Origin of the sequence: Pseudomonas sp. BP6, assembly GCF_017875935.1 — a bacterium.
Classification (GTDB): Bacteria; Pseudomonadota; Gammaproteobacteria; order Pseudomonadales; family Pseudomonadaceae; genus Aquipseudomonas; species Aquipseudomonas putida_Y.
The window spans coordinates 1,255,119-1,271,705 of record NZ_JAGINI010000001.1; the positions used below are offsets into that span (position 1 = coordinate 1,255,119).

14 protein-coding genes are annotated in these 16,587 nt (G+C 61.6%); 10 read left to right on the top strand and 4 right to left on the bottom strand.

Translation table 11 applies throughout. The annotated features are described in order from the left end of the window. Nucleotides 1-265 precede the first annotated feature (265 nt). A complete protein-coding gene (locus J3A98_RS05610; protein ID WP_003248753.1) occupies nucleotides 266-1,201 on the top strand; it encodes a chemotaxis protein CheV in 936 nt (311 codons plus the stop codon). 55 nt (nucleotides 1,202-1,256) lie between these two features. Further along, nucleotides 1,257-2,060, top strand: coding sequence for an MOSC domain-containing protein (locus tag J3A98_RS05615; protein ID WP_209964627.1), 804 nt, complete (start codon nucleotides 1,257-1,259; stop codon nucleotides 2,058-2,060). A 111-nt stretch (nucleotides 2,061-2,171) separates the two neighbouring features. Here J3A98_RS05615 and J3A98_RS05620 read toward each other — a convergent pair whose 3' ends face one another. After that, nucleotides 2,172-4,097, bottom strand: coding sequence for a transglycosylase SLT domain-containing protein (locus J3A98_RS05620; protein WP_209964630.1), 1,926 nt, complete (start codon nucleotides 4,095-4,097; stop codon nucleotides 2,172-2,174). Between the two features lie 220 nt (nucleotides 4,098-4,317). On the opposite strand from J3A98_RS05620, the gene J3A98_RS05625 reads away from it, so the two are divergent. Beyond that, nucleotides 4,318-6,246 (top strand): ATP-binding cassette domain-containing protein, encoded by a 1,929-nt coding sequence (locus J3A98_RS05625; RefSeq protein WP_209964632.1) that lies wholly within the window; start codon nucleotides 4,318-4,320, stop codon nucleotides 6,244-6,246. Nucleotides 6,247-6,353: 107 nt separating this feature from the next. Here J3A98_RS05625 and J3A98_RS05630 read toward each other — a convergent pair whose 3' ends face one another. Continuing rightward, a complete protein-coding gene (locus J3A98_RS05630) occupies nucleotides 6,354-6,794 on the bottom strand; it encodes a universal stress protein (RefSeq protein WP_176684846.1) in 441 nt (146 codons plus the stop codon). A gap of 109 nt (nucleotides 6,795-6,903) precedes the next feature. Here J3A98_RS05630 and J3A98_RS05635 point away from each other — a divergent pair, with 109 nt between their 5' ends. The 7 genes from J3A98_RS05635 to J3A98_RS05665 all read left to right on the top strand — a co-directional run bounded on the left by J3A98_RS05635 (nucleotide 6,904) and on the right by J3A98_RS05665 (nucleotide 15,335). Further along, the gene (locus J3A98_RS05635; protein ID WP_003248762.1) at nucleotides 6,904-7,341 is read left to right on the top strand and encodes a hypothetical protein; all 438 of its coding nucleotides are present in this window, start codon (nucleotides 6,904-6,906) and stop codon (nucleotides 7,339-7,341) included. A 612-nt stretch (nucleotides 7,342-7,953) separates the two neighbouring features. Continuing rightward, complete coding sequence (gene fadB / locus J3A98_RS05640; protein ID WP_209964635.1) at nucleotides 7,954-10,101, top strand: fatty acid oxidation complex subunit alpha FadB; 2,148 nt, start codon at nucleotides 7,954-7,956, stop codon at nucleotides 10,099-10,101. 31 nt (nucleotides 10,102-10,132) lie between these two features. After that, nucleotides 10,133-11,308 (top strand): acetyl-CoA C-acyltransferase FadA, encoded by a 1,176-nt coding sequence (gene fadA / locus J3A98_RS05645; RefSeq protein ID WP_010953128.1) that lies wholly within the window; start codon nucleotides 10,133-10,135, stop codon nucleotides 11,306-11,308. Between the two features lie 76 nt (nucleotides 11,309-11,384). Continuing rightward, on the top strand, nucleotides 11,385-11,636 hold the full coding sequence (locus J3A98_RS05650) for a DUF1653 domain-containing protein (protein WP_021785428.1): 252 nt from the start codon (nucleotides 11,385-11,387) through the stop codon (nucleotides 11,634-11,636). 100 nt (nucleotides 11,637-11,736) lie between these two features. Then, entirely contained in the window at nucleotides 11,737-14,346 is a 2,610-nt protein-coding gene (gene topA, locus J3A98_RS05655; RefSeq protein ID WP_209964637.1) for a type I DNA topoisomerase, read from the top strand. A gap of 189 nt (nucleotides 14,347-14,535) precedes the next feature. Next, the gene (locus tag J3A98_RS05660) at nucleotides 14,536-15,051 is read left to right on the top strand and encodes a DUF6586 family protein (RefSeq protein ID WP_209964639.1); all 516 of its coding nucleotides are present in this window, start codon (nucleotides 14,536-14,538) and stop codon (nucleotides 15,049-15,051) included. A 50-nt stretch (nucleotides 15,052-15,101) separates the two neighbouring features. Beyond that, a complete protein-coding gene (locus J3A98_RS05665) occupies nucleotides 15,102-15,335 on the top strand; it encodes a hypothetical protein (RefSeq protein ID WP_003248777.1) in 234 nt (77 codons plus the stop codon). Nucleotides 15,336-15,385: 50 nt separating this feature from the next. Here the strand turns inward: J3A98_RS05665 and sulA are convergent, their stop codons facing one another. Next, nucleotides 15,386-15,862: an SOS-induced cell division inhibitor SulA gene (gene sulA, locus J3A98_RS05670; RefSeq protein ID WP_209964640.1), complete on the bottom strand. Its 477-nt coding sequence runs from the start codon at nucleotides 15,860-15,862 to the stop codon at nucleotides 15,386-15,388. A gap of 13 nt (nucleotides 15,863-15,875) precedes the next feature. After that, nucleotides 15,876-16,484, bottom strand: coding sequence for a transcriptional repressor LexA (lexA, locus tag J3A98_RS05675; protein ID WP_010953131.1), 609 nt, complete (start codon nucleotides 16,482-16,484; stop codon nucleotides 15,876-15,878). Nucleotides 16,485-16,587: the final 103 nt, after the last annotated feature.

Consider the following 16,587-nt stretch of genomic DNA (forward strand, 5'->3'; position numbering starts at 1 on the left):
AGAATGGCGTCACATTAATGGCTAAAGGATATCGCGAACATCAGGTTGCACCCGATTGCCGCTAAGGGTTTCCCTGATCAAGGGCTAGGGTAGGGAACTTTTGCCGTGCCCCTGATTTGCCCCGATGTGTCGGCAGTAAAGCATGATGTTAAAGTGATATCAATTATCCGCGCGGCATTTTCCCGCAGGGGTCAAGGTGTGCGTGAAGCCGCCGATACAGGGTAAATGATTTCACCTTTTTCGACTCAAGCCTGGGGGCTTTCCAATGGCTGGCATTCTCGACACGGTAGACCAACGCACGCAACTGGTGGGTGAGAACCGCCTGGAAATTCTGATGTTTCGCCTGGCCGGTCGCCAGCTGTTCGCGATCAACGTGTTCAAGGTGCAGGAAGTACTGCAACTGCCCAAGCTGACCCTGATGCCCCAGCGGCACGCCTATGTCTGCGGTGTGGTCAACCTGCGCGGGCAGACCCTGCCGGTGATCGACCTGTCCCAGGCGATCGGTATGCGCCCGCTACAGCCGGGGCCGGACAGCACCATCATCGTCACCGAGTACAACCGCTCGGTGCAGGCCTTCCTGGTGGGCGGTGTCGACCGCATCGTCAACATGAACTGGGAGTCGATCATGCCGCCGCCTTCCAGTGCCGGTCGCCAGCACTACCTGACTGCCATCACCAAGGTCGATGAGAAGCTGGTGGAAGTGATCGACGTGGAAAAAGTGCTGGCCGAAATCGTGCCCTACAACGCCCGGGTTTCTGGCGACAAGCTCGCCGACCCGGTGCTGGCCCGGGCCCGCGGCCGCGAGGTGCTGCTGGTGGACGACTCCAGTGTGGCCTTGGCGCAATTGCGCGACACCCTGTCCCAACTGGGCATGAAGCTGCATGTGGCCAGTGATGGCCTGAAGGCGCTGCGCATGCTCAAGGGCTGGGCCGATGCTGGCGAGGACGTGTGCGAGAAACTGCTGATGGTGTTCACCGATGCAGAAATGCCGGAAATGGACGGCTATCGGCTGACCACCGAGATCCGCAGCGATGCCCGCCTGCGCCAGCTCTATGTGGTACTGCACACGTCGCTGTCAGGCAGTTTCAACGAATCCATGGTGAAGAAGGTGGGTTGTGACAACTTCCTTTCCAAGTTCCAGCCTGATCGCCTTGTCGATGTGGTCAAGCAGCGCCTGTTGCTGGATACCACCGCTGCGTGAACGTTGTGCCTGCCAGGTATAAGCTTGGCTTTTGGCATGACGCGAGGCAGCAGGGATGTTTCTCAGTGAGTTGTATCGATACCCGGTGAAGTCGGGGCAGGCGCAAAGCCTGAAGGCATCACCGGTGGGGTTGCTGGGGTTGCAAGGCGACCGGCGCTGGATGGTGGTCGAGGAAGAAAACGGACGCTTTCTGACCCAGCGTGCCTGGCCACAACTTGGCCAGATCGACGCGAGCGATGACGACAGCGGCCAGTTGCTGCTGCAAGCCCCTGGACAGGCGCCGTTGCGGGTGCCTGTACCGCCAGCCGATGACGCCCTGCGCGGCGTGACGATCTGGCGCGATACCCTGCGTGTGCCGGACGCTGGCGATGCGGCGGCGGCCTGGTTGAGCGAGTTGCTGGGCAAGGCCGTACGCCTGGTGCATTGCCCGGAGCAGCGTGCGCGATACCTGCCCAATGGTTATGGCTTCAACAGTGACCGTGCGGCGTTTCCAGATGGCTTCCCCTTGCTGCTGATTGGGCAGGGCTCGCTGGATGAGCTTAATCGGCGTATTGGCCGGCCCATGTCGATGCTGCGCTTTCGGCCCAACCTGGTGGTGCACGGCGCGGAGCCGTTTGCCGAGGATGGCTGGAAGCGGATTCGCATCGGCAGCGTGGCGTTTCGCGTGCTCAAGCCCAGTGTGCGGTGCATCTTCACGACCATCGATCCAGCCACTGGGGAGCGCAGCGCTGACCGTGAGCCGATGGCTACGCTGAAGACTTTCCGCGAAAAAGAAGGCGACGTGCTGTTCGGCCAGAACCTGGCGGTGGATGGCAGTGGGTGGCTGGAGGTGGGGATGGAAGTAGAAATCCTGGAATAGGTGTGTTGCCTGTACCGGCCTCTTCGCGGGTGAACCCGCTCCTACAACGACCGCGTAACCCTTGTAGGAGCGGGTTCACCCGCGAAGAGGCCGGTACAGGCTCAACAGCAATCACATGTCATCGAAATACCGCTCATGCCAATCCACCAGCGGCTGCGGCGAATTCAGCTTTTGCCCGTAGATCACCGAATACGACAGCACGTTCTGCACATATTGGCGTGTTTCGTCGAACGGGATCGACTCTACCCACACATCGAAGCTCAGGTGCTTGGCGCCTTTGAGCCACTGGCGAACGCGCCCGGGGCCGGCGTTGTAGGCTGCCGAAGCCAGCACCCGGTTGCCGTTGAACTGGCTGTGTACCTGGCTCAGGTAGGCTGCACCCAGCTGGATGTTCTTGTCCGGGATCAGCACTTGCGCCGGTGATGTCAGCGGGATACTGAACTTGCGTGCGGTTTCCTTGGCCGTGGCCGGCATCAACTGCATCAGGCCGCTGGCGCCCACGGGAGAGCGTGCGTCCTCCATGAAGGCGCTTTCCTGGCGAGTGATGGCGAATACCCAGCTCGAATGCAGGCCGCGAACCTTGGCTTCACGCACCAGCGTGTCGCGGTGGGCCATGGGGAAGCGGATGTCCAGGTCGTCCCAGTAGCGGGCCTGGCTGATGGTGCGGATGGCTGGAAAGTACCAGCGCAGCTCGTAGGCCAGGCGAGCCTGTGCAACCATTTCGTCACGGGTGAAGTGGCGGCTGACGTGGTACCACTCACGGCGGCCGTCGACAATCTGGCCACGGGCGTGGAATTCCAGTGCGCGCTGGATACCGGGCGTGTTACGGACCTTCTTGACCAGTTGCGGGCTCAGCAGCAGCGGCTTGTTGTTCAGCTGGTACGGTGCCTGTGCCCGGTCGGCGGCGAGAAAGCCATAGAAGTCACGCTCACGCGCTGCGGCCTTGTAAAGCAGCGGAACCTGCGGGTTGTTTGGCTGTGCCAGTTCCAGGCTGCGAGCCTGCCAGTACCTCCAGCGGCTGGTGCTGGCCAGGTCCTGGGGAAGGCGCTTGGTCAGCTCGTAGGCGTCCTCCCAGCGGCCCAGGCGCAGCAGCAGGCGAAGGCGCCATTCGCTGACGGTGTTGTCACGCAGCTCGGGGTCGTAGCGGGTCATCAGGCCGAGCGCGCGTGGGTCGTAGCGGCGTGCGAGGGTCAGGCCGATTTCGCGGGCGATGGCCACCTTTTCATCACGCGAGAAGTGCATGCGCTGGGCGTAATCGTCGAGCAGTGCCATGGCCCGCTCCGGGTTCTGCCGGGCCAGGCGGCGAAGGCCGAGGCTGACCACGTCGGACATGGCCTCGTTGACCGGGGTAAAGCGCGACGGCTGGTTGAGCAGCTCAGGCTTCTGCGCTACGTCGACCAGCAGGCGCCCCTGCGGGCGGAGGGTGGTCAGGCCCTTGGCCAGCGTGTTTGCCAGGCCGTAGTTGCGCGCCTGGGCTGCCAGCTTGGTGCGTGCCCAGCGCTTGGCTTCGGTCAACTGGCCTTCGGCTGCCCACATGCCGAACAGCGCGTCGCAGGCGGCAGGTTGCGATTTGCCGACGTTCCACAGCTTGTCGGCGGTGGCGTAACCTTCGGCGCGCAAGCCGTGGCTGAGCTGGTATTGGCCGTTGAGGCAGTCCAGTTCGGTAAAATTGAGCTTGGGGTCGTAGTACTTGACGAAGGTATCCCACTCGCCACGTTCGGCCAGCCAGCGCAACCAGCGCAGCTTCATCCAGTTGGCCTGAGGCAGGTCGCCATGCTTGGCAAGAAAGCCTTCGATTTCCTGGTTGCTGGCGCTTTTCAGGCGTGCGGTGAGTTCATCGTAGGCCAGGTAGGGCGTCAGCGGGTAGTCCTTCAAGGCCTGGGCATAGCGCAGGTACGGGCCTTTGTCGCCTTTGGCCAGCGCTCGCTTGGCCTCGTCGTAGTACTGGCGTTGCAGGGTCAGGTCGGCGGCCTGCGCCACGCAGGTGGCGGCGGTAAGCAGCAGGCAGGATGCAATATGTAACAGGCGGCTGCGCATGATACGTCCGGGCAGTTGAACCATGGGGAGTGTCGGCGGAGCCAGCACTGTTGGAAGCTATTGCCTTAGCTTAGCCGTTTGCCGGCGGTGGGTGAAAGCGCTGTGCGTGTATCGGGATATTAAGTTCGACCAGATGTCGCCAGGCGTTCGCCGGTTGGCCTGGCGGATGCCGTCGGGGCCCAAGTCAGGTAGAATGCGCGCCCGATTTATGGAGACCAACATGACCCTGCTCAAATTCAGCGATGTGTCCCTCGCATTCGGCGCCATGCCGCTGCTGGACAAAGTGTCCTGGCAGATCGCTCGTGGCGAGCGGGTGTGCATCATCGGCCGCAACGGCACCGGCAAGTCGAGCATGCTGCGCCTGGTCAAGGGCGAGCAGAAGGGCGACGACGGCGAAATCTGGCGTGCCCCGGGCCTGAAGATCGGTGAGCTGCCACAGGAGCTGCCGGTGGCCGACGAGCGAACGGTGTTCGACGTCGTAGCCGCTGGTCTGGACGGCGTGGGCGAGTTGCTGGCGCAGTTCCACCACCTGAGCATGAACATCCAGGGCGATGAAGACCTGGAAAAACTCATGCACGTCCAGCATGAGCTGGAAGCCCGCGACGGCTGGCGCCTGCAGCAGGTGGTGGAAAGCACGCTCAGTCGCCTGCAACTGCCGGCCGACAAGACCCTGGCCGAGCTGTCCGGTGGCTGGCGCCGCCGCGTGCTGCTGGCCCAGGCGCTGGTGTCCGAGCCCGACCTGCTGCTGCTCGACGAACCGACCAACCACCTGGACATCGGTGCCATTGCCTGGCTCGAAGAGGCCCTGCGTGGCTTCAACGGCGCGGTATTGTTCATCACCCACGACCGTTCGTTCCTGCAGAACCTGGCCACCCGCATCCTCGAGCTGGACCGTGGCGGCCTGATCGACTGGAACGGCGACTACGCCAGCTTCCTGGTGCACAAGGAGGCCGCACTGGCCGCCGAGGAAACCGCCAACGCGCTGTTCGACAAGCGCCTGGCCCAGGAAGAAGTGTGGATTCGCCAGGGTATCAAGGCCCGCCGTACCCGCAACGAAGGCCGTGTGCGTGCACTGAAGGCCCTGCGTGTGGAGCGTGGCGAGCGCCGCGAACGACAGGGCAAGGCCAACATTCAGATCGAAGCAGCGGACAAGTCCGGCAAGCAGGTGATGGTGCTGGAAAATGTCAGCTTCCATCACCCGGACGGGCCTCTGCTGGTCAAGGACTTTTCCATGGTCCTGCAGCGGCAGGACCGCATCGGTCTGCTGGGCGCAAACGGCACTGGCAAGACCACTTTACTCAAGATGATGCTGGGCGACCTTGAGCCTACTGCGGGCAAAGTGGAGCGCGGTACCAAGCTCGAGGTGGCTTATTTCGACCAGATGCGCCACCAGCTCGACCTGGAAAAGACCGTGATCGACAACCTGGCTGAAGGCCGTGATTTCATCGAGATCGATGGTCAGAACCGCCACGTGCTGAGCTACCTGGGCGACTTCCTGTTCAGCCCCCAGCGTGCGCGCACGCCGGTCAAGGCGCTGTCGGGTGGTGAGCGTGCGCGGCTGCTGCTGGCCAAGCTGTTCAGCAAGCCGGCCAACCTGCTGGTGCTCGACGAACCGACCAACGACCTGGACGTGGAAACCCTCGAGCTGCTGGAGGAGGTGCTGTCCAACTACAAAGGTACCGTGCTGATGGTCAGCCACGACCGGGCCTTCCTCGACAACGTCGTCACCAGCACGCTGGTGTTCGAAGGTGAGGGCAAGGTGCGTGAGTATGTGGGCGGCTACGAGGACTGGATTCGCCAGGGCGGCTCGCCGAAATTGCTGGGTGTGACCGAGAGCAAGGGCGGCAAGTCTGCGCTCAACAGCGCGGTGGTTGAGAAGGTCGAGGCCAAGCCTGAACCTGTTGTTGCGGCGGTGGTGGAAGAGCCTTCGAAGAAGAAACTCAGCTACAAGCTGCAGCGTGAGCTGGAAATGCTGCCGGGGCAGATCGACGAGCTGGAACAGCGGATGGCCGAGGCTCAGGAAGAAGTGAATGCGGCGGGCTTCTATCAGCGGCCAATTGCAGAAACTTCGGCGGTGCTGGCACAGATCGAGAAGCTGCAGGGCGAGCTGGATGTATTGGTAGAGCGCTGGGCTGAGCTGGAAGGCTGATTGGCGTTAGCCTGTTCCGGCCTCTTTGCGGGTAAACCCGCTCCTGCAGGGATCGCCATACCCTTGCAGGCGCAGGCTTGCACGCGAAGAGGCCGGTTCAGGTCGAATCAATCCTTCTTCAGCAAGCGTACCGCCAGCACGTCACACGGCGCGCCGTGCAGCACATCGTTGGCCGTGGAGCCCAGCAGCAATGCCAGGCCGTGACGACCATGGCTGCCGACCACGATCAGGTCGCAGTTCTGGTCCTTGGCCAGCTGGTGGATTTCCTGGCGCGGTTGGCCGTAGGTCAGGTGCGAGTCGCCGCGGTTGATTTCCGGGTATTTGTGGAACAGGCGGTCCATGCGCTCCTTGGCCTGGTCGAACTGCTGCTGTTGCAACTGCGACAGGTCCATCGGTACGTCACCGCCGAAAGCCATGGCCATCGGCTCGACAATGTGCACCAGGGATACCTTGGCATTCGAAGGTTCTGCCAGCGCCATGGCGCGCTTGATCACCGGGTCGCACTCTTCGGTCAGGTCGACAGCGACCAACAAATGTTCGTATTTCATGAGCGGTACTCCTGACAATCGCGATAGAAGAAGTATGGTCGCTTTAGGGCGGGTCCACCGTGAAAATGGCTAACCAGCTCATTTGCAACGTTTTATGGGAACTACTGATATGACGGTATTGCTGGTGGTGTCAATCCTTGCGCTGATTCTCAGCCCGCTTTCCTGGCTGCGCAGTTCGCGCAAGCAGAGCGAGCAGATGAAGTTGCGCCTGGAGGCTCGGCGCATGGGGCTGGCCATGCAGCTGGCGCCTCAGCAGTGGCCGCACTGGCTGGAAAAAGAGCCGCCAAGCCCCTGCCCGCAATATCACCGAGCCCGGCGTCGTGGGCATGAGGACAGTTTCAGCTTCTGGCAGGTCAGCCCCGGGGTGTGGTGGAATCAGTGGCGCGAGCCCTGCGAAGACCCACGCTTCATGGGCGCCTTGTCGCGTTTGCCGGCGAGTGTGTACAAGGTGGAGGCCGATGCTCGGATGATTGCCTTGTACTGGACCGAGCGCGGCGATACTGCTGTGTTGCAGGATGTTGCCTACGCCCTCGAAACCTTGGCTTGAGCTCAGCCCATATGCGCCCCTGTAGGCGAGGATTCATCTGCGAACACCGGCAGGGCCGGTGCCAAGCTCCGCGGTGCCTGCTTCGCGGGTAAACCCGCTCCTACGGGGGCGGAATCCAGCCTGGTCAATCTGTTCTATAACGACAAAGCGGCGGCTCGGCATGACCCTGAAGGGGTGGGGTGCCAAGTCGCCGCTTTGCGTTCTGCTGCGCAGAAAAGGCCAGGCAGGCCGGGTATTCATGCAAGCAAGTGCCAGTGTAGTCGCCCTGGCTCGCCGCGCAAGCGCAAAGCACTCCAGCCAATACGTGTGGTCAATCGCTGACATGAATGACCGGCGATCACTGTCATCATGTTTTGTACCCGGGCGATAGAAAATGACTGGAAAGTCGCGCTTTCGCCGTGCTCGTGAGCATTTGACAACGCCCATCTTTTCGGAGAATGTGTGCACACCCAAATCAAACGGGCGTATGAATTGAGCGTTTGTATGTCATCACGCCAAGCCATACTTCCGACTAGCGCGCTGACGGGTGTGCCTGGGGCAGGGCAGCTAGGCCTGCTTTTGCTGCAGCGATCGGCGTGTACAGTTCAGCTTCCATATCGTGGAGATCAGTTGATGATTTACGAAGGTAAAGCCATCACGGTTAAGGCTCTTGAAAGTGGCATCGTCGAGCTCAAGTTCGACCTCAAGGGTGAGTCCGTCAACAAGTTCAACCGCCTTACCCTGAGCGAGCTGCGCCAGGCCGTCGATGCCATCCAGGCCGATACCTCGGTCAAGGGCGTGATCGTCAGCAGTGGCAAGGACGTGTTCATCGTCGGCGCCGACATCACCGAGTTCGTCGACAACTTCAAGCTGCCTGAGGCCGAGCTGGTCGCTGGCAACCTGGAAGCCAATCGCATCTTCAACGCCTTCGAAGACCTCGAAGTGCCGACCGTTGCCGCCATCAACGGCATCGCGCTGGGCGGCGGCCTGGAAATGTGCCTGGCGGCCGACTACCGGGTCATGTCCAGCAGCGCCAGGATCGGCCTGCCGGAAGTCAAGCTGGGTATCTACCCGGGCTTTGGCGGTACCGTGCGCCTGCCGCGCCTGATCGGCTCGGACAACGCCATCGAGTGGATCGCCGCCGGCAAGGAAAACCGTGCCGAAGACGCCCTGAAAGTGGGGGCCGTCGACGCCGTGGTCGCCCCTGAGCTGCTGCTGGCCGGTGCCCTCGACCTGATCAAGCGTGCCATCAGTGGCGAGCTGGACTACAAGGCCAAGCGCCAGCCGAAGCTGGAAAAGCTCAAGCTCAATGCCATCGAGCAGATGATGGCCTTCGAGACCGCCAAGGGCTTCGTCGCAGGCCAGGCCGGGCCGAACTACCCGGCCCCGGTCGAAGCGATCAAGAGCATCCAGAAAGCCGCCAACTTCGGTCGCGACAAGGCCCTGGAAGTCGAAGCCGCGGGCTTTGCCAAGCTGGCCAAGACCTCGGTCGCCGAGAGCCTGATCGGCTTGTTCCTCAACGATCAGGAACTCAAGCGCAAGGCCAAGGCGCATGACGAGATCGCCCACGACGTGAAGCAGGCCGCCGTCCTCGGCGCCGGCATCATGGGCGGCGGTATCGCCTACCAGTCGGCGGTCAAAGGTACGCCGATCCTGATGAAGGACATCCGCGAGGAAGCCATTCAACTGGGTCTGAACGAGGCCTCCAAGCTGCTCGGCAACCGCGTCGAGAAGGGCCGCCTGACCCCGGCCAAGATGGCCGAGGCCCTCAACGCCATTCGCCCGACCCTGTCTTATGGCGATTTCGCCAATGTCGACATCGTCGTCGAGGCTGTGGTCGAGAACCCGAAGGTCAAGCAAGCGGTACTGGCGGAAGTGGAAGGCCAGGTGAAGGACGATGCGATCCTCGCTTCCAACACCTCCACCATCTCCATCAACCTGCTGGCCAAGGCGCTCAAGCGTCCGGAAAACTTCGTCGGCATGCACTTCTTCAACCCGGTGCACATGATGCCGCTGGTTGAAGTGATCCGTGGCGAGAAGTCCAGTGAAGTGGCGGTTGCCACCACCGTGGCCTACGCCAAGAAAATGGGCAAGAACCCGATCGTGGTCAACGACTGCCCGGGCTTTTTGGTCAACCGCGTGCTGTTCCCGTACTTCGGCGGCTTCGCCAAGCTGGTCAGCGCCGGCGTCGATTTTGTGCGTATCGACAAGGTCATGGAAAAGTTCGGCTGGCCGATGGGCCCAGCCTACCTGATGGACGTGGTCGGCATCGACACCGGTCACCATGGCCGCGATGTGATGGCCGAAGGTTTCCCGGACCGGATGAAGGACGAGCGTCGCTCGGCCGTTGACGCGCTGTACGAGGCTAACCGCCTGGGTCAGAAGAACGGCAAGGGCTTCTACGCCTACGAAACCGACAAGCGCGGCAAGCCGAAGAAGGTTTTCGATGCCACCGTGCTCGACGTGCTCAAACCGATCGTGTTCGAGCAGCGTGAAGTGACCGATGAAGACATCATCAACTGGATGATGGTCCCGCTGTGCCTGGAGACTGTGCGCTGCCTGGAAGACGGCATCGTCGAAACCGCCGCCGAAGCCGATATGGGGCTGGTCTACGGCATTGGTTTCCCTCCCTTCCGCGGTGGTGCGCTGCGTTACATCGACTCGATCGGTGTGGCCGAATTCGTTGCCCTGGCCGATCAGTACGCCGACCTGGGGCCGCTGTACCACCCGACCGCCAAGCTGCGTGAAATGGCCAAGAACGGCCAGCGCTTCTTCAACTGAGCGGTCAACGAGCTAGAGCGAGAGATTTGATATGAGCCTGAATCCAAGAGACGTGGTGATTGTCGACTTCGGTCGCACGCCAATGGGCCGCTCCAAGGGTGGCATGCACCGCAATACCCGCGCTGAAGACATGTCGGCGCACCTGATCAGCAAACTGCTGGAACGCAACGGCAAGGTCGACCCGAAAGAAGTCGAGGATGTGATCTGGGGCTGCGTCAACCAGACCCTGGAGCAGGGCTGGAACATCGCCCGCATGGCGTCGCTGATGACCCCGATCCCGCACACCTCTGCGGCGCAGACCGTCAGCCGCCTGTGCGGTTCGTCGATGAGCGCCCTGCACACGGCTGCCCAGGCGATCATGACCGGTAACGGTGATGTGTTCGTGGTGGGTGGCGTGGAGCACATGGGCCACGTCAGCATGATGCACGGCGTCGACCCCAACCCGCACCTGTCCTTGCATGCCGCCAAGGCTTCCGGGATGATGGGCCTGACTGCGGAAATGCTCGGCAAGATGCACGGCATCACCCGTGAGCAGCAGGACCTGTTCGGCTTGCGTTCGCACCAGCTGGCCCACAAGGCCACTGTCGAAGGCAAGTTCAAGGATGAAATCATCCCGATGCAGGGCTATGACGAAAACGGCTTCCTGAAGGTGTTCGATTTCGACGAAACCATTCGCCCGGAAACCACCCTCGAAGGCCTTGCGTCGCTCAAGCCTGCGTTCAACCCGAAAGGCGGTACTGTCACTGCCGGTACCTCGTCGCAGATTACCGACGGCGCATCGTGCATGATCGTGATGTCCGGCCAGCGTGCGATGGACCTGGGTATCCAGCCATTGGCGGTCATCCGCTCGATGGCGGTGGCGGGTGTCGACCCGGCGATCATGGGTTACGGCCCGGTGCCATCGACCCAGAAAGCCCTCAAGCGTGCCGGTCTTACCATGGCTGACATCGACTTCATCGAGCTCAATGAAGCCTTCGCTGCACAGGCTCTGCCAGTGCTGAAAGACTTGAAAGTGCTCGACAAGATGGATGAGAAGGTTAACCTGCACGGCGGCGCGATTGCCTTGGGCCACCCGTTCGGTTGCTCCGGGGCGCGGATTTCCGGCACCCTGCTCAACGTCATGAAGCAAAATGGCGGTACTCTGGGTGTTGCGACCATGTGCGTCGGCCTGGGCCAAGGTATCACCACTGTCTTCGAACGCGTCTGATCGCGTAGCGGGACAGCAACCGGGGCCTTGTGCCCCGGTTTTGTTTTTTTCAGGTTTTATTCAGGAGGTGTGCAACATGCAGATACAACCAGGCGTCTACCGGCATTACAAAGGGCCTGAGTACCGTGTCTTCAGTGTTGCGCGGCACTCCGAAACCGAAGAGTGGATGGTGTTCTACCAATGCCTGTATGGTGATTACAGCTTCTGGGTACGCCCCCTTTCGATGTTCGAGGAGTCCGTAGAAGTTGACGGCGAGCAGGTGCCACGCTTTGCTTTGGTCAAGGCCGAAGAAGGGCTGCCCGGGTTGCTGGGCAAGTCGCACGACTGATCGTCCGAGCTTGACCTCACACTTTTGCCACTATATATAGCGGTGCCGCGTCTGGCACTTGGCGCGTTTTTTATCTTCAGATTCAGGAATACTCCGATCCATGGGCAAATCGCTGGTCATTGTGGAATCCCCGGCCAAGGCCAAGACCATCAACAAGTACCTGGGCAACCAGTACGTGGTGAAGTCGAGTATCGGCCATATCCGAGACCTCCCCACCAGCGGTTCGGCCAGCGCGAGCAAAGAGCCGGCCGCCAAGCGTGGCAAGGCTGCGGGTGAGGCGCCGGCGCTTTCGCCGAAAGAAAAGGCCCGCCGCCAGCTGGTGGCGCGCATGGGCGTCGACCCCGACCATGGCTGGAAGGCCAAGTACGAGATCCTGCCTGGCAAGGAAAAGGTGATCGAAGAGCTGCGCCGCCTGGCCAAGGATGCCGACACCATCTATCTCGCAACCGACTTGGACCGCGAAGGGGAAGCCATTGCCTGGCACCTGCGCGAGGCCATCGGGGGTGACGACACCCGCTACAAGCGCGTGGTGTTCAACGAAATTACCAAGAAGGCCATTCAGGAGGCCTTTTCGCAGCCGGGCGAGCTGGACATCGACCGGGTCAACGCCCAACAGGCACGGCGTTTCCTCGACCGCGTGGTCGGTTACATGGTTTCGCCGCTGCTGTGGGCCAAGATTGCCCGCGGCCTGTCCGCTGGCCGTGTGCAGTCGGTAGCGGTAAAGCTGGTGGTGGAGCGCGAGCGCGAGATCCGCGCGTTCATCCCGGAAGAGTACTGGGAGATCCACGCCGACCTCGGCACCGCCAAGAACGCCAAGGTGCGTTTCGAGGTGGCGCGCGAGAAGGGCGAGGCCTTCAAGCCGTTGAACGAAGCTCAGGCCATGGCGGCGCTGGATAAGCTCAAGGCTTCCAGCTACAGCGTGGTCAAGCGCGAAGACCGTCCGACCAGCAGCAAGCCATCGGCACCCTTCATTACTTCCACCTTGCAGCAAGCGGCCAGTAACCGCCTGGGCTTCGGTGTGAAGAAAACCATGATGATGGCCCAGCGCTTGTACGAAGCCGGTTACATCACCTACATGCGTACCGACTCGACCAACCTGTCGGCTGACGCCCTGGATATGGCACGCAGCTACATCGAGCGGGAGTTCGGCAAGCAGTACCTGCCGGAGGCGCCACTGGTTTACGGCAGCAAGGAGGGCGCCCAGGAGGCACACGAAGCGATTCGACCTTCTGACGTGAATACCCACCCGGCCAAGCTCAGCGGCATGGAGCGTGATGCCGAGCGCCTGTACGAGCTGATCTGGCGCCAGTTCCTGGCTTGCCAGATGCCGCCAGCGCAGTACCTGTCCACCAGCGTCACCGTCGCGGCCGGCGATTTCGAGCTGCGTGCCAAGGGCCGCATCCTCAAGTTCGACGGCTACACCCGTGTGCTGCCCCAGCAGAGCAAGCCGGGCGAAGACGACGTGCTGCCAGAAATGGTTCAGGGTGAAGCGCTTAAACTGATCCAGATCGACCCGAGCCAGCACTTCACCAAGCCGCCGGCGCGCTTCACCGAAGCCAGCCTGGTCAAGGAAATGGAAAAGCGCGGCATTGGCCGCCCATCGACCTACGCGGCGATCATTTCCACCATCCAGGACCGTGGCTATGTGACGCTGCACAACCGCCGCTTCTACTCCGAGAAGATGGGCGACATCGTCACCGAGCGCCTGTCGGAGAGCTTCTCCAACCTGATGGACTATGGCTTTACTGCCGTCATGGAAGAGAACCTCGACGACGTGGCCCAGGGCGAGCGTGACTGGAAAAACGTGCTCGACGAGTTCTACGGCGACTTCAGCAAAAAGCTGCAGACTGCCGAGTCCAGCGAAGACGGCATGCGCGCCAACCAGCCGACCATGACCAACATTCCATGCAAGGAATGTGGTCGGCCGATGATGATTCGCACCGCCTCTACAGGCGTGTTCCTGGGTTGCTCTGGCTACAGCCTGCCACCGAAAGAGCGCTGCAAGGCTACCGTCAACCTGGTGCCGGGCGACGAGATCGCCGCTGACGACGAGGGCGAGTCGGAATCGCGCGTACTGCTGGGCAAGCACCGTTGCCCGATCTGCGCCACGGCGATGGACGCCTACCTGCTGGACGAGAAGCACAAGCTGCACATCTGTGGTAACAACCCGGATTGTGTAGGTTACGAGATCGAGGAAGGCAACTACCGCATCAAGGGCTACGAAGGGCCGAGCCTGGAGTGCGACAAGTGCGGCAGCGAGATGCAATTGAAGACCGGCCGTTTCGGCAAGTTCTTCGGCTGCACCAACCCGGCGTGCAAGAACACCCGCAAGCTGCTCAAGAGCGGCGAGGCGGCGCCGCCGAAGATGGACAAGGTAGACATGCCGGAGCTCAAGTGCGAGAAGGTCGACGATACCTACGTGCTTCGCGACGGTGCTTCGGGGCTGTTCCTGGCTGCCAGCCAGTTCCCCAAGAACCGCGAGACCCGTGCGCCGCTGGTGCTGGAGATTGTGCCGCACAAGCATGAGATCGACCCGAAGTACCACTTCCTGTGCGATGCGCCGCAGAAAGACCCGGATGGCCGCCCGGCGGTGATCCGCTACAGCCGCAAGACCAAGGAGCAGTACGTGCAGTCCGAGGTCGATGGCAAGCCGACCGGTTGGAAGGCGTTCTACGACGGCAATGCCTGGAAGGTTGAAGACAAGCGCTGATCCATCGGTGCTGTGATATGGGGCCGCTTTGCGCCCCTTCGCGGGCTTGCCCGCTCCCACAGGTATCGCGCCGCCCTTGAATGTGGCGCTGTACTGGTGGGAGCGGGCAAGCCCGCGAAGGGGCGCAAAGCGGCCCCAATCATTTATGATGCAGATATCCGCCTTGTAGCCTTATGGGAGGGCACTGAAATGGCCCAGGAACTCTACACCCGTACCAACCAGAAACTGTTCTTCGCCGGCCTCGCCCTGGAGTCCATGGCCAAGGCTGAACAAAGCCAGGCCATGAATGCCCAAGGCCTGGTTCAGGCTGAACGCGAGTCGGCGCTGTTCCACCTGTATGGTGCTCTGTTGGGGCTGTGCCATGAAATCGGGGGCTTCTACCGCCTGCCGGTTGTCGCAACGGTGGAGCAAGCCCTGGCCGAGGATGCCCTGAACGGTATAACCATCCCGGAAGTGGCCGAGTTGCTGGAGCTGGCCCGCCAGCGTGAAACCTGGCTGGCGCAAATGCTCGGTGCTTATGCCGATTTGTTCCGACCACCGGTCGCCAGAAAAGCGCCGAAAACCGACGTTACCCAGCCACTGATTCAGGCCGTCAATCTGGATGAGCCTGAGCATCCAGCGCTGTCGCGTGTCGAGCTGGAAAGCTGGCGCAACGACCTCAAAAGTTTGGTGAGACGTTTCCGCGACGCGTTGAGTGAGTGCTGATAACCGCAACGGCTGGTACAATAATCGCCTTTCGCGGAGAACTGCCATTTATGTCTACGTCTTTTCTGGAAATTGTCGAGTTGCCTGACGGCCGCATCGAACTTCGTCGCGCCGAGGATGAGGGCTCTCTGGTAACCCTGGATTTCTCGGAAGACGCCAAGGTGTTCCTGCAGGGTCAGCATGTGGAAGTGGCCAAGGCCATGCTCAGTGTGGGCGTGCAGATGGCCGGTCGCCTGATGGATGGCGAGCTCGAGCGTGATGAAGGGCCGCGTGTGCTGCACTGAGGGTGCAGCAGCGTATCAGGCTAGTTGAAGTGACAGGCAAAGCCTGAACATCAGCCGAGGCGGATGTTCAGGCTTTGTGCGTTTCCGGCACTGGCAGCACGTAGCAGTTGCTGACGTGCAGTGGCATTGACGTTACCCAGCCAGCTCACCACTGTGTGGCTGAGGCCCAGGCGCAAAGCCTCACAGGCCAGTTGCAGCGAGCTTTGATTGCTGCGGGGTTGCAGCAGCAGAATGCGTTCACGGTTGAGTCCGGCATCGCGCAGCCAGGCCTGGGTCAGGCTTGGCGGTGGGGCGATCAGGGTCAGCCAGCGGGCCTCGTCCTCTTCGCTCAACTCGCGCAGCACTGGCGCCAGCAGGCTTTGGCAGTGGCCAGGGGCACCGCGCAGCGACAGTTCGCTGAACAGTTCGGGCTGGCTGCTCTTGCGCGCCAGTTCCCTGGCTTTTAGGCCTGGCAGCACGGGCTGGGCGAGGAATGCTTCGAACAGGGGCAACTGGGCTTGCTCGGGTGCGTGAATGAACTGCTGCATGACGCCTCCTGGATCAGCGGCGAATGACGCCGACGCTCAAGCCCTCGATCACCAGTTCCTGTTCTTTCAGGTCGACTTCGATGGGGGCGAATTCGGGGTTTTCGGCAAGCAGCCAGACTTTGCTGCCTTCGCGCTTGAAGCGCTTGACTGTGACTTCGTCGCCGATGCGCGCCACCACGATCTGGCCGTTGCGGGCTTCACGACAGGTGTGCACAGCCAGCAGGTCACCGTCGAAGATGCCGACGTCCTTCATGCTCATGCCGTGTACGCGCAGCAAATAATCGGCTTGGGGGTGGAAGAAGGCAGGGTTGATGTTGCAGGATTGCTCGATGTGCTGTTCTGCAAGGATCGGCGCACCGGCAGCTACCCGGCCGATGATGGGCAGGCCGGCTTCTTCGGCCTTGGCTTCCAGGCCAGGGATGCGGATGCCGCGGGAAGCGCCCGGCGTCATTTCGATCGCGCCCTTGCGGGCAAGGGCCTTGAGGTGCTCCTCGGCGGCATTGGGCGACTTGAAGCCCAGCTCCTGAGCAATCTCCGCGCGGGTGGGCGGGAAGCCGTTGTCTTCCAGGCAGCGCTTGATGAACGCGAGAATTTCGGCTTGGCGTGGCGTCAGTTTCAACATGGTAAGCGCTCTGTCTTTTTGTACAGTGACTGGGATTATATACAGTGTCAGGCCCGCTGCAAGCTCCAAGCTGCAAGAAAGGGCGAAACGGCAGTCCTCCCAT